The sequence below is a fragment of the Comamonas sp. 14P8.1.4 genome (genome assembly GCF_057799285.1).
Genome location: NZ_JBYOKN010000002.1, coordinates 66,117 through 83,886, shown reverse-complemented (window position 1 = coordinate 83,886; position 17,770 = coordinate 66,117). Strand labels below are relative to the sequence as shown.

The following is a 17,770-nucleotide window of genomic DNA, read 5'->3' as shown; positions in this document are numbered from 1 at the left end:
ACCTAAAACCTGTAGTACATAGGCTTTTCGAAACTCATGGCAAACATACTGGTGGTGGATGATGAATTGGGCATTCGAGATCTCTTGTCGGAGATTTTGAATGACGAAGGTCACAGCGTGGAGATGGCGGCCAACGCCACACAGGCGCGTGCGGCCCGCAATAGCGGCACATTTGATTTGGTGCTGTTAGATATCTGGATGCCTGATACCGATGGCGTCTCTTTGCTCAAAGAATGGGCATCGTCAGGTCAGCTGACCATGCCGGTCATCATGATGAGCGGCCATGCCACCATCGACACGGCGGTGGAAGCGACACGCATCGGTGCGCTGTCTTTCCTGGAAAAGCCCATCACCATGCAAAAGCTGCTCAAAGCGGTGGAGCAGGGCTTGGCCAAGAATGCCAGCACACCCGCTGCCAAGCCGAGCGCTGCTGTGGGCACGCCCATGTCTGGTGTGTCACACGCGCCAGACATGGCTGCAGGTGGTTTGGAGGTGGGTATTCGTCCGGTCTCGGGCCTGCGCAGTCCTGCGGACAACATGCCCAGCTCTAACCAAGACTTCGATCTGGACCGTCCTCTGCGCGAAGCCCGAGATGGGTTTGAGAAAGCGTATTTCGAGTTCCATCTGGCACGTGAAGGTGGTTCCATGACACGCGTGGCCGAAAAAACGGGTCTGGAGCGCACGCACCTCTACCGCAAGCTGCGTCAGTTGGGGGTTGACTTGGGGCGCAGTCGTCGCGGTTGAGCCTGCAAAGAAAAACTTGGTTTTTCTTTTGGCGCTTGGAAAATCACATACAATCGCAGCTTCAGTAGAAGTGGCAGATTTTTAGAGAATCTGACGCTGCGACTGGCCCGGTAGCTCAGTTGGTAGAGCAGCGGATTGAAAATCCGCGTGTCGGCGGTTCGATCCCGTCCCAGGCCACCAAATTCAAAACCCCTGTTTCGAAAGAAACAGGGGTTTTTTATTTGGAAGTGTCGGATGCGGCTTCTGTAAAGCACAGGTAAAGCCTGGGGTTGGCTGGGCGCGGTGACTAGGCAAGTTGCAGCGCTTTTCTTAGAATAAGAACAATTATCATTTATAACATTTGGGAGCTCGCAGCCATGCGAACCAAACGGCTATCCAGCACACCCGCAGGCGGTGATGGCTGGTTTTTTTGTGCCCATGCACGGGCAGGTGTGCAATGAACGCGCCACTTGAAACGTCACGCATCTCGGCTTTGGCGCGTTACCGCTGGGCAGTGGCGTCACGCGTGGTGGCGGCGGCACTGGGGGGCTACGGCTTAAGCGCAGCATTTGCGGCCATGTTGGGCTTGGTACTGGTGCGCTGGGTGGGCATGGCCAAGGCCGATGCGGTCACCCTGTCCACCATGCTGTCCTTTGTGGTGTTTATGGTGGCGGCCTTGTGGGTGTTTGCCTGCCGCAGTGCGGGCAGGGCCTGGTGCGGTGTGGCAGTGCCTGCGGTGGCGCTGGCAGTAGGTGTTTGGCTTTTGTACGGAGGCCAAGCATGAGAGTTGATGGCAAACCCGAAGGGCTGCGTCAGTCCATGGCGTGGCTGCATACCTGGAGTGGCCTGCTGCTGGGCTGGCTGCTGTATGCCGTGTTTTTTACGGGCACGTTGAGTTACTTCGTCGATGAAGTGAACGACTGGATGCGGCCAGAGCTGCATGGGTCTGTGCCACAGGCAGATACGGCCAGCCAGGCCTTGGCGGGCATGCACAAGCTGGCACCGAATGCCAGTAGCTGGCAGATCAACCTGCCCACTGCACGCCAGACGGCGGTGGAAGCCACATGGCGCCCAGAGGGCGCGCCACCGGGGCGTGAGGGCATGAAACGGGCGTATCTGGATGCGGCAACGGGCGAGGCGCTGCCCGTGCGTGAAACGCGCGGCGGCAGCTTTCTCTATCGTTTTCACTTTGAGCTGTATGCCATGCCACGCATATGGGGCCGCTGGATTGTGGGCATTGCCACGATGGTGATGTTCATCGCCATCATCAGCGGTGTGATTACGCACAAGAAGATCTTCAAGGACTTCTTTACCTTTCGCCCACGCAAGGGTCAGCGTTCCTGGCTGGATGCGCACAATGCGCTGGCGGTGCTGGCGCTGCCGTTTCACATCGTCATCACCTTCAGTGGCTTGCTGCTGTTGCTGACCATGCTGATGCCCTGGGGCGCGCATGCGGTGTATGAGGGGGAGCCGCAGCGCTTCAACGCGGAGCGCCGAGGCATGCAGATGGCCCCTGCGGCTGCGCAGCAGCAGGCCGGGCAGCGCGGTGAGGCCAGGGCAGAACCCACCGAAGGCCGTGGTGAGCGCGCAGCGCATGCGCACAAAGCCGAAGCGCCCGTGCCTATGGCAGACATCGCGCCGATGCTGGTCGCCGCGCACCAGCAATGGCCGGATGCCGCAGTGGGCAGCATTGTGGTGCAGCGACCCTATACCGCCCGTGCCACGATCGAGCTGCGCGCTGACAGCGCATCGACCTTGCTGGCAGGGCGCGGTGCCAGCCAGCGGATGGTGTTTGATGGCGTGACGGGGGCGTTGAAAGATACGCCGCCGCCGCGCGAACCATCGGCCGTGACGGCGGTGATGAACAGCATGGTCAGCGTGCACCTGGGTCGTTTTGCGGATTCGGCCGTGCGCTGGTTGCTGTTCTTGGCAGGTGTGGTGGGCACTTGCATGGCAGGCACTGGGCTGGTGATGTGGGTGGTCAAACGCCAGCCGGATCGCGGCAAGCTGGGCTACACGCCCAAGGGGCACCGCCTGGTGGAAGTGTTGAACGTGGCGGCGATTGCGGGCTTGTCTGTGGCCGTGGCCAGCTATTTCTGGGCCAACCGCCTGGTGCCGGCCGATATGGCAGGCCGCAGCGGCGTTGAAATTAATGTCTTCTTTGGCGTCTGGCTGCTGTGCTTGCTGCATGCGGCGGTGCGGCCCCACGCCAAGGCGTGGCGTGCACAAATGGCGGTGGCAGCGCTGGCGTTTGGCTTGCTGCCCTTGCTCAATGCCATGACCGGTGGCGCGGGCCTGTGGCAGAGCATGGCGCGCGGCCAGTGGAGCATTGCTGGTTTTGACTGGATGATGCTGGTGCTGGGTGTGCTGCATGCCGCCGTGGTGGTGCAGTTGCACCGACGTAGCAAGCGCGCGGCGGCCCAGCCACCAGCGCCTGCCGCCGTGCATCGCCCTGTGCTGGAGGAGGCCGTATGACCGCGTGGATTGCCTGGTTGCTGGCCTTGCCCGCATTTGCCGCCTTGAGTTTGGCGATGGAGCGGCACCATGAACAAGTGTGTGGCGCCCCCGCGTCAGGTGTCAGTCAATGGGGCTGGCGCGCGGTGGGCGTGGCGCTGTTGCTGGCGTCGCTGGCCGTTTGCTTGCACACATGGGGTACATCGGTGGCCATTGCGGCATGGTTGGGACTTTTGACCCTGGCCGCCTTGCCAGTGGTGCTGGTGATCACCTACGCCGCGCGGCGCTTGCGCTGGGTGGCAGGCCTTAGCCTGCTGCTGGGTGTGTTGGGGTTGCTGATGCTGTAGCAGCGCATTTATTAAAAAATGAGCGGCTAGTGCTTGTCAGTTCTTGATTTCAGAATAAAAAAGTTCTGAAGTGTCGATTTGACCAACGCTAGCCGCTCATTTTTTTGTGCTTGCTGCAGCGTGCATTACGCTAGCGGGTCTCGCGCTGCAGCAGCAGCCTTGGCGACTTCGCACCAGCAATGACATTCTGAGGGAGAGCCTTCTTGGCAAGCTCAATCGCACCGGGCCTGATCGCCCTGCACGGCAACTGCACCGAAACCCTGGCCGACACGCTGATGGCGTGGATGCAGGCGCACCCGCTGGCGCCGCTGGAGCAAGAAATTGTGCTCGTGCAAAGCAACGGCACGGCCGAGTGGTTCAAGATGCGCATGGCCGAGCAATTGGGTATTTGCGCCGCCGCCAAGGTGGAACTACCCGCGCGCTTTATCTGGCGCACCTACCGGCAGATTTTGGGCAAGCAAAACGTACCGCCCTCATCACCATTGGAAAAGGTGCCGCTGACCTGGCGCCTGATGCGCCTGCTGCCCGCTTGCTTGCACGAACCCGCTTTTGCCCCCATTGCCAACTACCTGCGCGCCGATGAGCCGGAGCGCCTGCTGCAACTGGCCGAGCGCCTGGCCGACTTGCTGGACCAGTACCAAATCTACCGCGCAGATTGGTTGCACGCGTGGGAAGAGGGGCGTGATGTGCTGCCCCAGCTGGGCAAGCCCGAGCAGGCTTTGCCGGCCGGGCAGGAATGGCAGCCCCTGCTGTGGCGCGCCATTGTGCAAGACCTGACGGAGACCGAGAAAGCCGCCACCCGCACGGCCTTGCAAGACCTGGTGCTGCGCACCTTGCGTGATGCGCCCCCCGGCAGCATCACCGTGGCGCCGCGCGTGGTGCTGTTTGGCCTCAGTCACGTGCCGCTGGCCATGTTGGGCTTTTTGGATGCGCTGGCACGCCACACGCAGGTGGTGCTGGCCGTGCCCAACCCCTGCCGCTACCACTGGGCCGATGCGATGGAAGGGCGTGATTTGCTGCGCATGCAGCGCCGCCGCCAGCCGTTGAAAAACGGGCGCGATCTGGCGCTGGTGCCACTGGAATCCATGCACGCCCATGCCCACCCGCTGCTGGCAGCATGGGGGCGACAAAGCCGCGATTACGTGCGTTTGCTCGATGAGTTTGACCAGACGCTGGAGACCGTCAATCCCACCATCTGGCCGCGTGTGGATGTGTTTGACGATGCACCTGCCGACGAAGGCACACTGCTGCAGCAAGTGCAGCGCAGCATGCGTGATCTGCTGCCGCTGTCTGAGCACCCGCGTGCCACGCAAGCCGACCACCGCATTGCTGCCAGCGATGGCTCCATCGTCTTTCACAGCGCCCATAGTCTGGTGCGTGAGCTGGAGGTGCTGCACGACCAGCTGCTTACCTTGCTGGCGCAGCCTGCGTCAGCAGACCAAACCCAATTGCAGCCGCGCGATGTGATCGTGATGCTGCCGGACATTCAAAAATCCGCACCGTCGATTCGTGCGGTGTTTGGCCAGTATGGGCGCACCGATCCGCGCTTTATTCCGTTTGACATTGCTGACCTGAGCGCGCGTGCCGCCAGCCCCATGGTGGTGGCGCTGCAATGGCTGCTGCGCTTGCCGCAGCAACGCTGTCGCTTGAGTGAGCTGTGTGATTTGCTGGACGTGCCTGCCGTGGCCGCCCGCTTTGGGCTGGATGCCCCAGATGTGCCGCAACTGACGCAGTGGATGGCTGGTTCCGGCATTCGCTGGGGGCTGAACGATGCGCAGCGCGGCAGCCTGGGCCTAGGCGCTTGCGGTGACCACAACAGCGCATGGTTTGGCCTGCGCCGCATGCTGCTGGGCTACGCCACGGGTGGGCGCAGCATTGACGGTGCCAACGGCCAGCAGCAAACGGCTGCGTGGGGCGAGATTGAACCCTATGATGAAGTCGGCGGGCTGGATGCTGAACTAGCGGGCGTGCTGGCTGCGGTGCTGGAGCGCTTGATGCGCTGGTGGAATGATGCACTGGTCGATGCTGAGCCCGATGTCTGGGCGCAGCGCCTGCGCCAGTTGGCGCAAGACATGTTTGATCCGCAAGACGACGTGGAGCAGGCTTTGCTGGATGGGCTTGAGCAATCGCTGGCCCGCTGGCAAGAGGCCTGTGACCAAGCCAATTACGCGCAGCCCATTCCCTTGGCGGTGGCGCAAGAGGCGTGGCTGCAAGCGCTGGAGCAGCCCTCGCTGGAGCAACGTTTTCGCGCCGGTGGCGTGACCTTTGCCACACCCATGCCCATGCGTGCCATTCCGTTTGATGTGGTGTGCTTGCTGGGCATGAACGATGGCGACTACCCGCGCCGCGCCACGCGCAATGACTTTGACTTGATGCAGCAAGGCAGCCAGTACCGCCCGGGCGACCGCGCACGGCGCGACCATGACCGCCAGCTGATGCTGGAGGCCGTGCTGTCAGCCCGCCGCACGCTCTACATCAGCTGGGCCGGCCATCATGTGCGCGACAACAGCGAGCAGCCACCGTCGGTGCTGGTGTCGCAGCTGCGCGAGTATCTGGCAGCCGGCTGGAAGGGTGAGCAAGACCTGCTGCAAGAGCGTACATGGAGTCACCCGTTGCAGCCCTTTAGCCGCCGTTACTTTGAACCCGATAGCGATGTGCGCACCTACGCCAGCGAATGGCGCGCAGCGCACGTGCAGGGCGATGCATTGCCTGCGGTTGTGCCAGAAGTAGCCGCGTGGGCGCTGGATGCGCAAGCGCCACTGACCGTGGTGGAACTGACGCAGTTTGTGCGCAACCCGGCCAAAGCCTTCTTCCGCCAGCGCTTGAGCGTGTACTTTGAAGAAGACGACAGCGCGGTGCCCGATGATGAAATCTTCCAGCTCGACGGCTTGCAAGCCTATGGCTTGGTGCAGAACCTGCAGCAGCAGTTTGTGGCCGATTGGGAAGGGCAAGTTGGGCAGTCTACGGATGGGGATGTGGCCGCACAGCTGCTGCAACAACGCATTCACAGCCTGCAGCGTGCAGGCCAGTTGCCACTGGCTGGGCTGGGCCAGCGCGAAGCCGTGCAGTTGCAAAACACGGTGTTGCCCAGCTTGCAAGCGTGGCAACTTGCGCGGGCCGACTATCCACAACCCGCAGAGCGCCAACGTTTGCACTTTACCCACGCGGGCGTGGTACTGGAAGACTGGCTGGATCAGTTGTGGCTGCCGCCCAGCGCCGTGCCTGGGGTGCTGCCACTGTGGTTGTTGCTGGATCCCCGTGATGTGCTGGACAGCAAGCTCCAGGTGCGCCGTGATCGATTGCTGCCGGTGTACCTGCGCAGCGTGATGGCTGCGGCATGCGGCGTGGAGGTGCAAGGCATGGTGATCGGGTGTGATGCAAGTTTGCACATCCAGCCGCTGCCAGAGGGCGTGGCCCAGGAGTGCTTGCAAGAGCTGCTGGTCTTGTGGTTGCAGGGCATGCAGCAGCCCCTGCCGCTGCCCTACAAAACAGGCCTAGCCTTGGCCGCACCGATGGGTGATATGCAGGCAGCAGCCACTGCCTATGAAGGTGGTTTTAAACACCGCGGAGAGTGTGAAGACATGAATTGGCAGCGCCTGTTTGCAGACTTTACGGCCTTGGCCGAAGACGGCCAGTTGCCGGGCTTGGCACAGACGGTGTACGTGCCCATGCATGCGTGGTGCGACAGCTGTGTGGAAGTGATTGCGCAAGGAGAGCCAGCATGACTGAACGCCACCGTTTGGATGCGGCCACCTTCCCCCTGCATGGCAGCCGTTTGATTGAGGCCAGCGCCGGCACGGGCAAGACCTGGACGATTGCCGCGCTGTACCTGCGCTTGGTGCTGGGCCATGGCGATGACAACGGTTTTGCCCGACCCTTGATGCCCGATGAAATTCTGGTGATGACCTTCACCCGCGCGGCCACGCGCGAGTTGTCAGACCGCATTCGGGCACGGCTGGTGGAGGCGGTGGCATGTTTTCGTGGCCAGCAGCCTGTGGCTGCGCACGACAGCTTGCTGCGCACGCTGATGGCCGCTTACCCCGAAGGCACGACACGCGAACACGCCGCGTGGCGCTTGGCCATGGCCGCAGAAAGCATGGACGATGCGGCCATCTTCACCATCGATGCATGGTGCCAGCGCATGCTGCGCGAGCATGCGTTTGACAGCGGTAATCTGTTTGAAGAAACGCTGGAAAGCGACGAAAGCCAGCGCCTGCTGGATGCTGTGCACGACTACTGGCGCCAGCAGTGCTATCCCTTGAATGGCACGCAGCTGGAGGTGGTGCTGGGCGTGTGGAAAAACGTGGATGCTTTGCACGCAGACATGCAGGCGCTGAGCCAAGATGCCGTGCCCGCTGCGCATGGCGAAGGCAGCTTGGCACAGTGTGTAGAACAGGCCCAGCAGGGCTACGAAGACACTGTGCAAACATTGGCGCAGGGTTGGGCTGACAAAGCGCTGCGCCTGCAGCATTGGCTGGATGCACAGCTCGATGGCGCGGCCTATCTGTGGGACAAACGCAAGCTGCAGCCTGCGCGTTATACGGGCTGGTTGCGTGACCTGGCCGCATGGGCGCAAAACCCGTTGTACACGCCGCTTAAATTGACCGAAGCAGCGCGCCACCGTTTGAGTTTGGAGGGTATGGCCGAAGCCTGTAAAGGCTCAACCATGGATGTGCTGTTCCCCGACGAGCTGGCACAGTTGCAGCAGTTACTGGTGGATTTACAGGCAGTGCCGCAGCCTGCGATTGCCTTGCGTTTGCATGCTGCTGCGCAGGTGCAGCAGCGCCTGCAATGGCTCAAACGCCAGGCGGGCACCTTTGGTTTTGCGGACATGCTGCAACGGCTGGACGCTGCGCTGGGTGGTGAGAACGCCGCCAATTTGCGCAGCGGCATTCTGGCGCAATACCCGGTGGCGCTGATTGATGAGTTTCAAGACACCTCGCCGCTGCAATACCGCTTGTTTGATCGCATTTACCGCACGGCAGGCAACGACGCGGAGAGCGCATTGCTGCTGATTGGCGACCCCAAGCAATCCATCTACGGCTTTCGTGGTGCAGACATTTACAGCTACCTGCGCGCACGTGCCGCCACCGAAGGGCGCCACTATGTGCTGGATGTGAACTACCGTTCTACCCACGGCGTGGTACAGGCAGTGAACCAGTGGTTCGATCAGGCCGAGCAGCGCGCGGGAGATGGCGCTTTCATGTTCCGCCATTGGCAAGAGGGGCAGATGCGCAACCCCTTGCCGTTTGACCCGGTGCAGGCCAATGGCCGCAAAGAAACCCTGCAAAGCCATGGCACGGCGCTACCTGCTTTGCAGATGTGGTGGCACGACGCGCAAGATGAAGACGGCAACCGTATTGCTGTGAGTGGGGACGATGTGCGCCAGCACATGGCCGCCGCGTGCGCGGAGCAAATCGTGCAGTGGCTGTGCGATGCACAGGTGGGGTTTGCACAAGCCGGCCAGTCTTTGCAGCGCTTGCGCCCACGCGATATGGCCGTGCTGGTACGCACGGGGCGCGAGGCCACGGCGGTGCGCCAGCAGTTGCAGCGCCGCGGTGTGGCCTCGGTGTATCTGTCCGACAAGGAATCGGTGTTTGCCAGCGCGGAGGCGCAAGACCTGCTGCTGTGGCTGCGTGCGGTCGTTGCTCCGTTGGAGGTGCGCGGTGTGCGTGCGGGCTTGGCCACGCGCATGGTGGGATTGAGTTTGGATGAACTGGCCTGGTTGGCCAGCAACGATGAAGCCTTTGATGGCTACAGCGAGCAACTGCGCAAGCTGCACGGCGTGTGGCAGCGCCAGGGCGTGCTGGCCATGCTGCGGCAGACTTTGCATGCCATGCAACTACCTGCACGTTGGCTGGCTGATGTGGGCGGCGAGCGGCGGTTGACAAACTTCTTGCACCTGACCGAACTGCTGCAAAACGCGGCCGCCACGCTGGAGGGCGAGCAGGCGCTGATTCGCTGGCTGGCCACGCAGATTGATGAGCCGGGCAAGGGCGTAGATGAGCAGGTGGTGCGGCTGGAAAGCGATGCTGATCTGGTCAAAATCGTTACCGTGCACAAGAGCAAGGGCTTGGAATACCCGGTGGTGTTTGTGCCGTTTGCGTCGGACTTTCGCAGCTATAGCGATGAATGGGTACGTGTGCCGCAAGACGATGGCAGTCGCCATTTGGAGCTGTCGCCCACTGATGCGCAATTGCAGCAGGCCGATATGGAGCGCCTGCGCGAAGACTTGCGCCTGCTGTATGTGGCGTTGACCCGCCCGCGCCATCTGCTGTGGATGGGGTTGGGGGCGCTGCGCAAGGGCCATAGCAAACAGTGCGTGAACCATGAAAGCGCCAGCGGCTATCTGCTCAACGGCGGTGAAAGCGCTACGGCGACGCAGTGGTGGGATGCACTCCATGCATTGGCCCAATCGTGCCCTGAAATGCAACTGGAGCGCGTACCTGAACAGATCGCTCACAGCATGTGGCGCTCGCAAGAAGTAGAGCGGCCACTGCAGGCTGCATATGCGTATACGGCTAATTTTGATCGTAACTGGGGCATTGCCAGCTTCTCGGCCTTGGTGCGCGGCGCCAGCGGCAAAGCGCAGGTGGTATTGCCGGTGGCGGCCATGCGCCCTGCCGATGATGAACGCGTGGCAGGCGATGGTTTTCCCAGCAAGCCCAGCTTGGTGAAAGCAGCCGCGGATGCCGCCGTGTGGCACCGCTTTAAGCGCGGCGAACTGGTGGGTAATTTCATCCACGACCAGCTCGAATGGTTGGACGGCGAAGACTTCGCCTTGCCTGCCGGCGGGCAAGGCACGCTGGCCCAGCGCTTGGTGCGCCGCTGTGAGCGCGTGGGCCGCAGCGAAGAAGCGCAAGACGTGGTGACGTGGCTGGCGGCCGTGGTGCACCACCCGCTGCCCGTGCTGGACTGCAGCCTAGCGCAGCTGGAGCAGCGCCTGCCCGAAATGGAGTTCTGGCTGCCGCTGGCGCAATTGCCTGCTGACCGCGTGGATGCCTTGTGCCGCGCCCACATCTTGCCCGGACTGGATCGCCCCGCTTTGCCCGCGCAGCGCAGCTTGCATGGCATGTTGATGGGCTTTGCCGATTTGGTGTTTGAGCGCGATGGCCGCTACTGGGTGCTGGATTACAAAACCAACCATTTGGGGATGGAGTCTGCGGCCTATACCGATGCCGCGCTGGCGCAAGCCATGCTGCAGCACCGCTACGACGTGCAGGCCGCGCTGTACATGCTGGCTCTGCACCGTTTGCTGCAAAGCCGCATGGGTGATGGCTATGTGCCAGAAGAGCATTTGGGCGGTGCCATTTACTACTTTTTGCGTGGGCTGGATGGCCCGGCGCAGGCCGTGCACCATGTACCGCCCGTCCTTGACTTGTTGCAGGCCTTGGAAGCTTTGTTGGAAGAGGTGAGCGCATGAGTCGCAAACGTACGCTCGATACCGCCACGTTGGATTTGTTTGCCGAAGCCGTGGCGCTGCAGCCGCAGGCCGCACAGCCGGTGCTGGATTTGCTGCGCCATTGGGCCGATGTGGGCATGCTGCGCCGCTTGGACGTGGCGCTGGCCGCCTGGGTGCTGGAGCAAGATGCACAAGCCACGGCTTGCACCTTGGTGGCCGTGACCATGCTGGCGCAAATGGAAGGGCGCGGCCACAGCTGCTTGCCGCTGGCGCAATTGGTGCGCGAACCTAATGCCGTGTTGGGCTGGGAGGCGCAAGAGCAGCCAGCCTTGCAGGCGTTGTGGGCACAGTTGCCCGTGCATCTGAACGATTGGCTGGCTGCCTTGCAGGCCAGCCCTTTGGTGCGTGTGGCGGGGCAGCACACCGATCAAGGCCAGCCCTTGGTGCTGGCAGCTAGCGACAGTGCGCAGCCCTTGCTGTATCTACGCCGTTATTGGGACCATGAGCGCACGGTGGCCAGCCACATTCTGCAGCGCAGCCAGGCACAGCATGTGGCACTGGATGAAGCCGCCGCGCGGCAGTGGCTGGATCGCCTGTTCCCTCCGGCAGCAGGCAGTGATTGCAACTGGCAAAAAGTGGCCTGTGCGCTGGCGCTGCGTGGGCATTTTTCGGTGATCACGGGCGGCCCCGGTACCGGTAAAACCTATACCGCTGCACGCTTGCTGGCGCTGCTGTTTGCTACGGCGCCCCAGACGGAGCAGTTGCGCGTGGCACTGGCCGCACCCACGGGCAAGGCGGCGGCGCGTTTGAAACAGTCCATTGAAACAGCCTTGCAAGGCTTGCAAGCCAGTGTGGGTGCAGCGCTGGATTTGCCCGCGCTGGTCAGCCGTGTGGGTGCTGCGCGCACGTTGCATTCCTTGCTCGGGGCGCGGCCAGGTACGCGCCACTGGGGTCACCATGCCGGCCGCCCGCTGGATGTGGATGTGCTGATCGTGGACGAGGCCTCCATGGTCAATTTGGAGATGATGTCGGCTCTGCTGGAAGCCCTGTCGTCCACGGCACGGCTGATTTTGCTGGGCGATAAAGACCAGCTGGCCTCGGTGGAAGCGGGGGCGGTGCTGGGCGATCTGTGCCGCGATGCGGCGGCAGGCCGCTATGGCGCAGACACGGTGGATTTTGTGGCGCGTGTGGCGGGCGAGCAGATACCTGCCACGTTCCATGCGCAAGGCACGGCACCCGCTTTGGCGCAGCACACTGTCATGCTGCGCGCCAGCCGTCGTTTTGAAGGGCCGATTGCGGCTTTGGCCACCGCCGTGAATGCCGGTGATGCAGCCGCCAGTGTGCACGTGCTGCGCACTGAGGTGGCCGCGCATGCCGACGACGCCCGCGTGGCCTGGCGAGAAGATGGCCGCTTGCCGGCGGTGCATGCGCTGGCATGGCAAGGCCGGGGCACTGCACCGGGCTATGCGGCTTACGCGCAGGCGCTGCAACAGTGGGGCACCGTCAAAGCCAGTGCGGATTTGGCGGCTGCCCACCCCGTGTGGGTGCGCGCGGTGCTGCAGGCCTTTGACCGTTTCCGCCTGCTGTGCGCCGTGCGCGAAGGCCAGTGGGGTGTGGCAGGGGTGAACCAGGCCGTGGTGGCCACGCTGCGCGCGCAGGGCGTGATTGCGGCAGACAGCGAGTGGTATGCCGGCCGCCCGGTGATGGTGATGCGCAACGACGCCGCCTTGGGCGTGTTCAATGGCGACATTGGCATGGCCTTGCCCAGCGCTGCGCCCGGTCATGGGCTGCGGGTGTATTTTTTGCAGGGCGATGCATTGCATGCCGTCAGCGTGGCGCGTTTGGCGCATGTGGAAACCGCATTTGCCATGACGGTGCACAAAAGCCAGGGCTCGGAGTTTGAACACACGGCGCTGGTGCTGTCGGCGCAAGCGGGCGGCGTGCTGGGGCGGGAGCTGGTCTACACCGGCATTACCCGCGCACGCAGCCATTTCACTTTGATGGCCGAGCGGCCTGGCTTGCTGGCCGCCGCGATTGCCTCGCCGACCAAGCGTGCCAGTGGCTTGCTGCGCTTTCTGGAAGGGGAAGCAGGGACATTAAAGTCCTGAAAAATGAGCTACTGGCGCTGATGTATCAAGCGCTAGAGGCTGATTTCCCTCAAAGTCTTTCCAGCTGCGCTGCACCTGCAGAGAGTGCATGCCTAGAATGCAGGCCATGCACCGACTGCCCATGACCACGCTCTCGCGCCGCGCCATCACTGGCGTGTTGCTGCTGTGGCTGTGCGTGGTCGCTACCAGCGTGTGGGCACCCGTGGCCCGCGCGCAAATGGCTGCACATGGTCTGGAACGTTTGTGCTCGGGCCACGGCGCGGTGCAGTGGGTGCCCAGCCCTGTGGCGCAGGATGCGCACGGCGATGCGGCTGCATTGCACCATCTGATCGATTGCCCGATGTGCTTGCCCGTGCTGGCACCGCCGCCTGGGCTGTATGCCGCTGCTTTACCTGTACTCGCGCAGCATGTGCTGCCCGCGGTGTTGGCGGTGCGGGCGCTGTCACACCACCAGCATTGGCCGCCAGCACGCGGGCCACCACTTTCAACCACGCTTGCTTAGCAAAGTCGCAGCACTGTGCAAATTGCCGTGCTGCGTTGTGATGGTTTTGATTGAAAGAAAAGTGTGATGTCCAAGACAACAACATGGCTGTCGTGTGCGCTGCTCAGCGCTTGTTTTGCTGCCCCTGCGTGGGCACATCCCGATGCGGCCCACGTGCAGGCCGATAACGCCTGGGCACGTGCAAGCGTGCAAGGCCAGCAGGCCACCGGCGCTTTTATGCAGCTGACGGCCAAAGAGCCACTGCGTTTGGTGGGGGTGGAAACCCCAGCGGCGGCGGCCGGTGAAATCCATGAAATGAAGATGGAAGGCGATGTGATGCGCATGCGCCAGATCGATGGCCTCGATTTGCCCCAGGGGCAGATGGTAGAGCTCAAGCCTGGCAGCTATCACATCATGTTCCAGCAGCTCAAAGCGCCTTTGCAAGACGGCAGTGAAGTGCCTGTGTCACTGGTGTTCAAAGACGCCAAAGGGGCGGTGTCGCGCCTGCACCTGCAAGTGCCCGTCAAGCGCATGGCGCCCGCAGCAGGCCACGCCATGCCTGCGGCACCAGGCATGGCGCACGGCCACGGGCATTAAGCACCAAAGCCACAAGTCCGGCGCGCGTGGTGGCGTGCGCAGGCTTGTGCATTAAGCTTGCTGTCAGCAGCCCGGTCATCGCGGTGGCCGGGCTTTTTTTATGGGGTTGAACCGCAGAGGTGCGCATATGGGTGATTCATCGGCTTTTGGCTTCGGTAAATTCATTCCGGGCTTCGATTTTTTGCAAAACCTGGGTAAGGCGGGCAGTCCTGCATCGGGTGTGCCGCCTTTTTCGCACTGGGTGGCGCCCACGGTGAGCGTGGAAGAAATCGAAAAGCGCATTGAAGAACTCAAGGCCGTGCAATTTTGGCTGGAGCAAAACAGCAAGGCACTGACCGCGACGGTGCAGGCGCTGGAGGTGCAGAAGATGACCTTGTCCACCCTCAAGGGCATGAACGTCAACCTGCAGGAGATGGGCAAGGCATTTCCTTTTGCAGCCGCAGGCGCAGCGGCGGCAGAGGCTGGGAATTTTTCGGACTGGCCGATGTCCGGAGGCACAGCCACTGCCCAGCAGCCAAAGGCAGCCAGGGTTGAGCCAGAGGCTGCCGCAGCAAAGCCCGCTGCAAGCGCCAAGCAGACCGAAGCCCTCAAAAGCGATGCCGCGCAGGCAGCCAACGTGGCAACCGCCATGCAATGGTGGGGCGCTTTGACACAGCAGTTTCAGCAAATCGCGCAGCAAGCCATGCAAGACCCGGCACAGCAGCAAGCCATGCTCAAGGCCACCCAGATGTCGACCGATTTCGCCAAAACGGCGGTCAAGACGGCCAGTGATATGGTGCGCCAGGCGGTGGTGCACAACCGCTCTTCCAGTGCTGCGCAGCCCCAACCTGCTGCGGCTGCACCCCAGGCACCGAAAACAGCCAAGCCTGCGGCAAGCAAGCGTGCGCCAGCGGTAAAGAAAGCGGCTTCTGCTGACAAGAAAGTGACCGCGGCGGCAGCAAAGCGCCCCAGTGCTTCTGCGAAAAAATCAACGGCAAGTTCAAGTCGCAAACGTTGACCCAGGCCCAGTCCTCTGGCTGGGTGCCACACATGCCGTGCATGGCTGAAGGAGCTTTCGCTTGAAGCCATTTTTCCCTTGTGCCCATGCCGGGCATCCCGTGTGGCAGCACGCTGTCTCGCAAGTCATTGCACAGCTGCGGGCACAAATCAGCATGCAAAAAGCCGAAACCAGCTTCCGGCTGGGGGTGGCCTATGTGTCCGTCATCTACGCCGAGCATGCGAGCGACATCGTGGCCATGTTGTCGCAGGCCCTGCCTGGTGTGCGGCATTGGGTGGGGTGCGCCGCACACTCTGTACTTGCGGGGGATATGGACTATGGGCAGACCGGTGCGCTGGCGGTCATGCTGCCCGGCATAGCTGCCGAGGATTACGCGGTGTTCTCAGGGCTGGCACCATGGCGTTCCGGTGGCTTGAATGCGCAGTCTGTGCTGGTGCACGGTGATGCGGCTTCGCACAAACTGGCGTTCCACATGCAGGCGCTGCACCAGCAGATGGGAGAGGCGCCAGGCATGGTGGGCGGTGTGTGTGACCTGCAGACGCAGCATGCGCAGTGGTCCTGGGGGGGCAATGCAGTGGGCCATATGCCGCTGAGCATTGGCGGCGCTGGCGTGCAGGTGGGCGGGTTCTCCGGCGTGGCATTTGCGGAGCATGTGGAGTGCTTGTCGGTGGGCATGCAAGGCTGCAAGCCCGTGGGCAGTGCTTATACGGTGACGCAGACCGATGGTGACGTGGTGTTGGCCCTGGATGGACGGCCTGCTTTGGAGGTGTTTTTCAACGGTGTGAATTGGGGGGATGTACTGGCCCAGCAGCATCCCAATGTGGAGGCCGTGTGGCAGAAGGTGCAGCAAAGCCTGCTGGCCATGACCGCGCCGGGTGCGTATGTCAGTGCTACGGGCCTGCCCGCTGACGCGCGGGTGATGCGGGTTGTGGGGATGGACCCCCTGCGCCAGGGCCTGGTACTGGCGGGAATACCTGTGGTGGGGCACACGCTCACGCTGTGCCAGGCCGATGAGCCCGCCATGCGCACCGATATGCGCCGGGCGTGTGCAGAGTTGTGGGAGGCGTTGACAACCTCGGTAGCGCCCATGGGCGCAGAGACCGATGCAGCTGCCCCCAATGGGCGCAGTGTCTGCGGCGCCATTTATATTCGCAGCCAGCATCGCCATGCGATGACCAGAACCCCACGGGTGGATGCCGAGCTGCAGCTGATTCGCCATGCGCTGGGGCCTGTGCCATTGCTGGGCTTTACATCCACCTACGAAATCAATGCGGGCGCACTGCAGCACATGAGTGCTCAGTTGCTCGTCTTTACCCAGCCGCTTCAGGCTTTGACATGAGTGATCACACCCCGCAGTTCGGCTTGCTGCGCCAACAGCGTTTTGGCCCGTTTTTCTGGACCCAGTTTCTGGGGGCCGCCAATGACAATCTGTTCAAGTTTGCGTTGACGGTGCTGGTGACCTATCAGCTGCAAGTGGCGTGGCTGCCGGCTTCCGTCGCAGGCCTGGTGATTGGGGCGCTGTTCATCTTGCCGTTCATGCTGCTGTCTGCCACGGCGGGGCAGTTGGCCGATCGGATGGACAAGGCTGTGCTGATGCGGCGTGTGAAAGATTGCGAAATTGCCATCATGGCCGCGGCATTGCTGGGCTTTGTGATGCAGTGGCCCGCCTTGTTGTTGCTGAGTTTGGTGGGCATGGGCGTGCATTCCACCTTTTTTGGTCCCGCCAAATTTGCGTATCTGCCGCAGGTGCTCAAGCCGGCAGAGCTGACCGGTGGCAACGGCATGGTGCAGATGGGCACCTTTGTGGCCATTTTGCTGGGCAATATGATCGGCGGTGTGCTGATTGCGATACCGGAGCTGGGGCGTGTGCACGTGGGTGTGGTGTGCCTGTGCCTAGCGCTGCTGGGGCGGTGGACGGCGCGCACCATTCCGCATCAAACCACCCCGCTCAACCCGCAGCGCATGAACTGGAACCCCTGGTCTGAGACCATGACCAATCTGCAGCTGGCACGCCGGGATGGCAAGGTTTTTCGGGCGCTGCTGGGTATCAGCTGGATGTGGTTTTTTGGCGCCGTGTTTCTGGCAGAGTTTCCAGTGCTGGCCAAGGACGTCTTGCATGGGGATGAGCAGGTGGCGGCCTTGCTGCTGACGGTGTTTTCTTTGGGGGTGGGCACCGGTGCGCTGTTGTGCGAATCCCTTTCGCGCGGGCGGGTGGAACCGGGCCTGGTGCCACTGGGTGCGGTGGGTATGACGGTGTTTGCCGTGGATCTGTGGTGGACGCTGCAGGGCTTGCCGCCTGCGACACAGACCTTGGGCCTGGTCACCTTCATTCAGGCGCCGGATCGCTGGCGTGTGCTGCTGGATCTATTCGGTTTGTCGCTGGCGGCCGGCGTGTACAGCGTGCCGCTGTATGCGCTGATTCAGCAGCGCAGCCCTGTCACGCACCGGGCGCGCATCATTGCGGCCAACAACATTCTGAATGCGCTGTTCATGGTGGTGTCGGCCGTGCTGGCGGGCTTGCTGCTGGCGGTGGGCTGGAGTGTGCCGCAGCTGTTTTTGAGCATGGGCCTGGCCAATGCCCTGTTTGTGGCGCTGATGTGCTGGCGCGACCCCCAGTATCTGCGTCGCAGTAAAAATTGGTTACTACGTGTGGCGAGACGC

At 62.4% G+C, this 17,770-nt stretch carries 11 protein-coding genes, 1 tRNA gene and 1 pseudogene; all 13 read left to right on the top strand.

The window, feature by feature from the left end; all coding sequences use genetic code 11:
- Nucleotides 1-36: 36 nt before the first annotated feature.
- Nucleotides 37-744, top strand: coding sequence for a response regulator (locus AC27VO_RS04970; RefSeq protein ID WP_488665616.1), 708 nt, complete (start codon nt 37-39; stop codon nt 742-744).
- Nucleotides 745-848: 104 nt separating this feature from the next.
- A tRNA-Phe gene (locus AC27VO_RS04965) sits at nt 849-924 on the top strand.
- 256 nt (nt 925-1,180) lie between these two features.
- Nucleotides 1,181-1,507: a DUF3649 domain-containing protein gene (locus tag AC27VO_RS04960; protein WP_488665615.1), complete on the top strand. Its 327-nt coding sequence runs from the start codon at nt 1,181-1,183 to the stop codon at nt 1,505-1,507.
- Entirely contained in the window at nt 1,504-3,198 is a 1,695-nt protein-coding gene (locus tag AC27VO_RS04955; RefSeq protein ID WP_488665614.1) for a PepSY-associated TM helix domain-containing protein, read from the top strand. Before AC27VO_RS04960 ends, AC27VO_RS04955 begins: the two co-directional genes overlap by 4 nt.
- Nucleotides 3,195-3,524: a DUF3325 domain-containing protein gene (locus tag AC27VO_RS04950; protein ID WP_488665613.1), complete on the top strand. Its 330-nt coding sequence runs from the start codon at nt 3,195-3,197 to the stop codon at nt 3,522-3,524. Before AC27VO_RS04955 ends, AC27VO_RS04950 begins: the two co-directional genes overlap by 4 nt.
- Nucleotides 3,525-3,727: 203 nt before the next feature.
- Nucleotides 3,728-7,249, top strand: a complete 3,522-nt coding sequence (gene recC / locus AC27VO_RS04945; RefSeq protein ID WP_488665612.1) for an exodeoxyribonuclease V subunit gamma — start codon at nt 3,728-3,730, stop codon at nt 7,247-7,249.
- Nucleotides 7,246-10,947, top strand: a complete 3,702-nt coding sequence (gene recB / locus AC27VO_RS04940; RefSeq protein ID WP_488665611.1) for an exodeoxyribonuclease V subunit beta — start codon at nt 7,246-7,248, stop codon at nt 10,945-10,947. Before recC ends, recB begins: the two co-directional genes overlap by 4 nt.
- Nucleotides 10,944-13,034: an exodeoxyribonuclease V subunit alpha gene (gene recD, locus AC27VO_RS04935; RefSeq protein ID WP_488665610.1), complete on the top strand. Its 2,091-nt coding sequence runs from the start codon at nt 10,944-10,946 to the stop codon at nt 13,032-13,034. Before recB ends, recD begins: the two co-directional genes overlap by 4 nt.
- Nucleotides 13,035-13,140: 106 nt before the next feature.
- On the top strand, nt 13,141-13,536 hold the full coding sequence (locus AC27VO_RS04930; protein ID WP_488665609.1) for a DUF2946 family protein: 396 nt from the start codon (nt 13,141-13,143) through the stop codon (nt 13,534-13,536).
- 66 nt (nt 13,537-13,602) lie between these two features.
- Complete coding sequence (locus AC27VO_RS04925; RefSeq protein ID WP_488665608.1) at nt 13,603-14,112, top strand: copper chaperone PCu(A)C; 510 nt, start codon at nt 13,603-13,605, stop codon at nt 14,110-14,112.
- Between the two features lie 127 nt (nt 14,113-14,239).
- Entirely contained in the window at nt 14,240-15,109 is an 870-nt protein-coding gene (locus tag AC27VO_RS04920; RefSeq protein WP_488665607.1) for a PhaM family polyhydroxyalkanoate granule multifunctional regulatory protein, read from the top strand.
- A gap of 61 nt (nt 15,110-15,170) precedes the next feature.
- Nucleotides 15,171-16,448: an FIST N-terminal domain-containing protein gene (locus tag AC27VO_RS04915; RefSeq protein ID WP_488665606.1), complete on the top strand. Its 1,278-nt coding sequence runs from the start codon at nt 15,171-15,173 to the stop codon at nt 16,446-16,448.
- Nucleotides 16,445-17,755: pseudogene (locus tag AC27VO_RS04910) on the top strand (MFS transporter); the annotation flags it as partial. The gene AC27VO_RS04915 and the pseudogene AC27VO_RS04910, both read left to right, overlap by 4 nt.
- Nucleotides 17,756-17,770: the final 15 nt, after the last annotated feature.

Bases quoted from the DNA above. Each gene is read 5' to 3' on its own strand.
- AC27VO_RS04970 (WP_488665616.1), top strand. From the start codon at position 37: ATGGCAAACATACTGGTGGTGGATGATGAATTGGGCATTCGAGATCTC.
- AC27VO_RS04960 (WP_488665615.1), top strand. From the start codon at position 1,181: ATGAACGCGCCACTTGAAACGTCACGCATCTCGGCTTTGGCGCGTTAC.
- AC27VO_RS04955 (WP_488665614.1), top strand. From the start codon at position 1,504: ATGAGAGTTGATGGCAAACCCGAAGGGCTGCGTCAGTCCATGGCGTGG.
- AC27VO_RS04950 (WP_488665613.1), top strand. From the start codon at position 3,195: ATGACCGCGTGGATTGCCTGGTTGCTGGCCTTGCCCGCATTTGCCGCC.
- recB (WP_488665611.1), top strand. From the start codon at position 7,246: ATGACTGAACGCCACCGTTTGGATGCGGCCACCTTCCCCCTGCATGGC.
- recD (WP_488665610.1), top strand. From the start codon at position 10,944: ATGAGTCGCAAACGTACGCTCGATACCGCCACGTTGGATTTGTTTGCC.
- AC27VO_RS04930 (WP_488665609.1), top strand. From the start codon at position 13,141: ATGCACCGACTGCCCATGACCACGCTCTCGCGCCGCGCCATCACTGGC.
- AC27VO_RS04925 (WP_488665608.1), top strand. From the start codon at position 13,603: ATGTCCAAGACAACAACATGGCTGTCGTGTGCGCTGCTCAGCGCTTGT.
- AC27VO_RS04920 (WP_488665607.1), top strand. From the start codon at position 14,240: ATGGGTGATTCATCGGCTTTTGGCTTCGGTAAATTCATTCCGGGCTTC.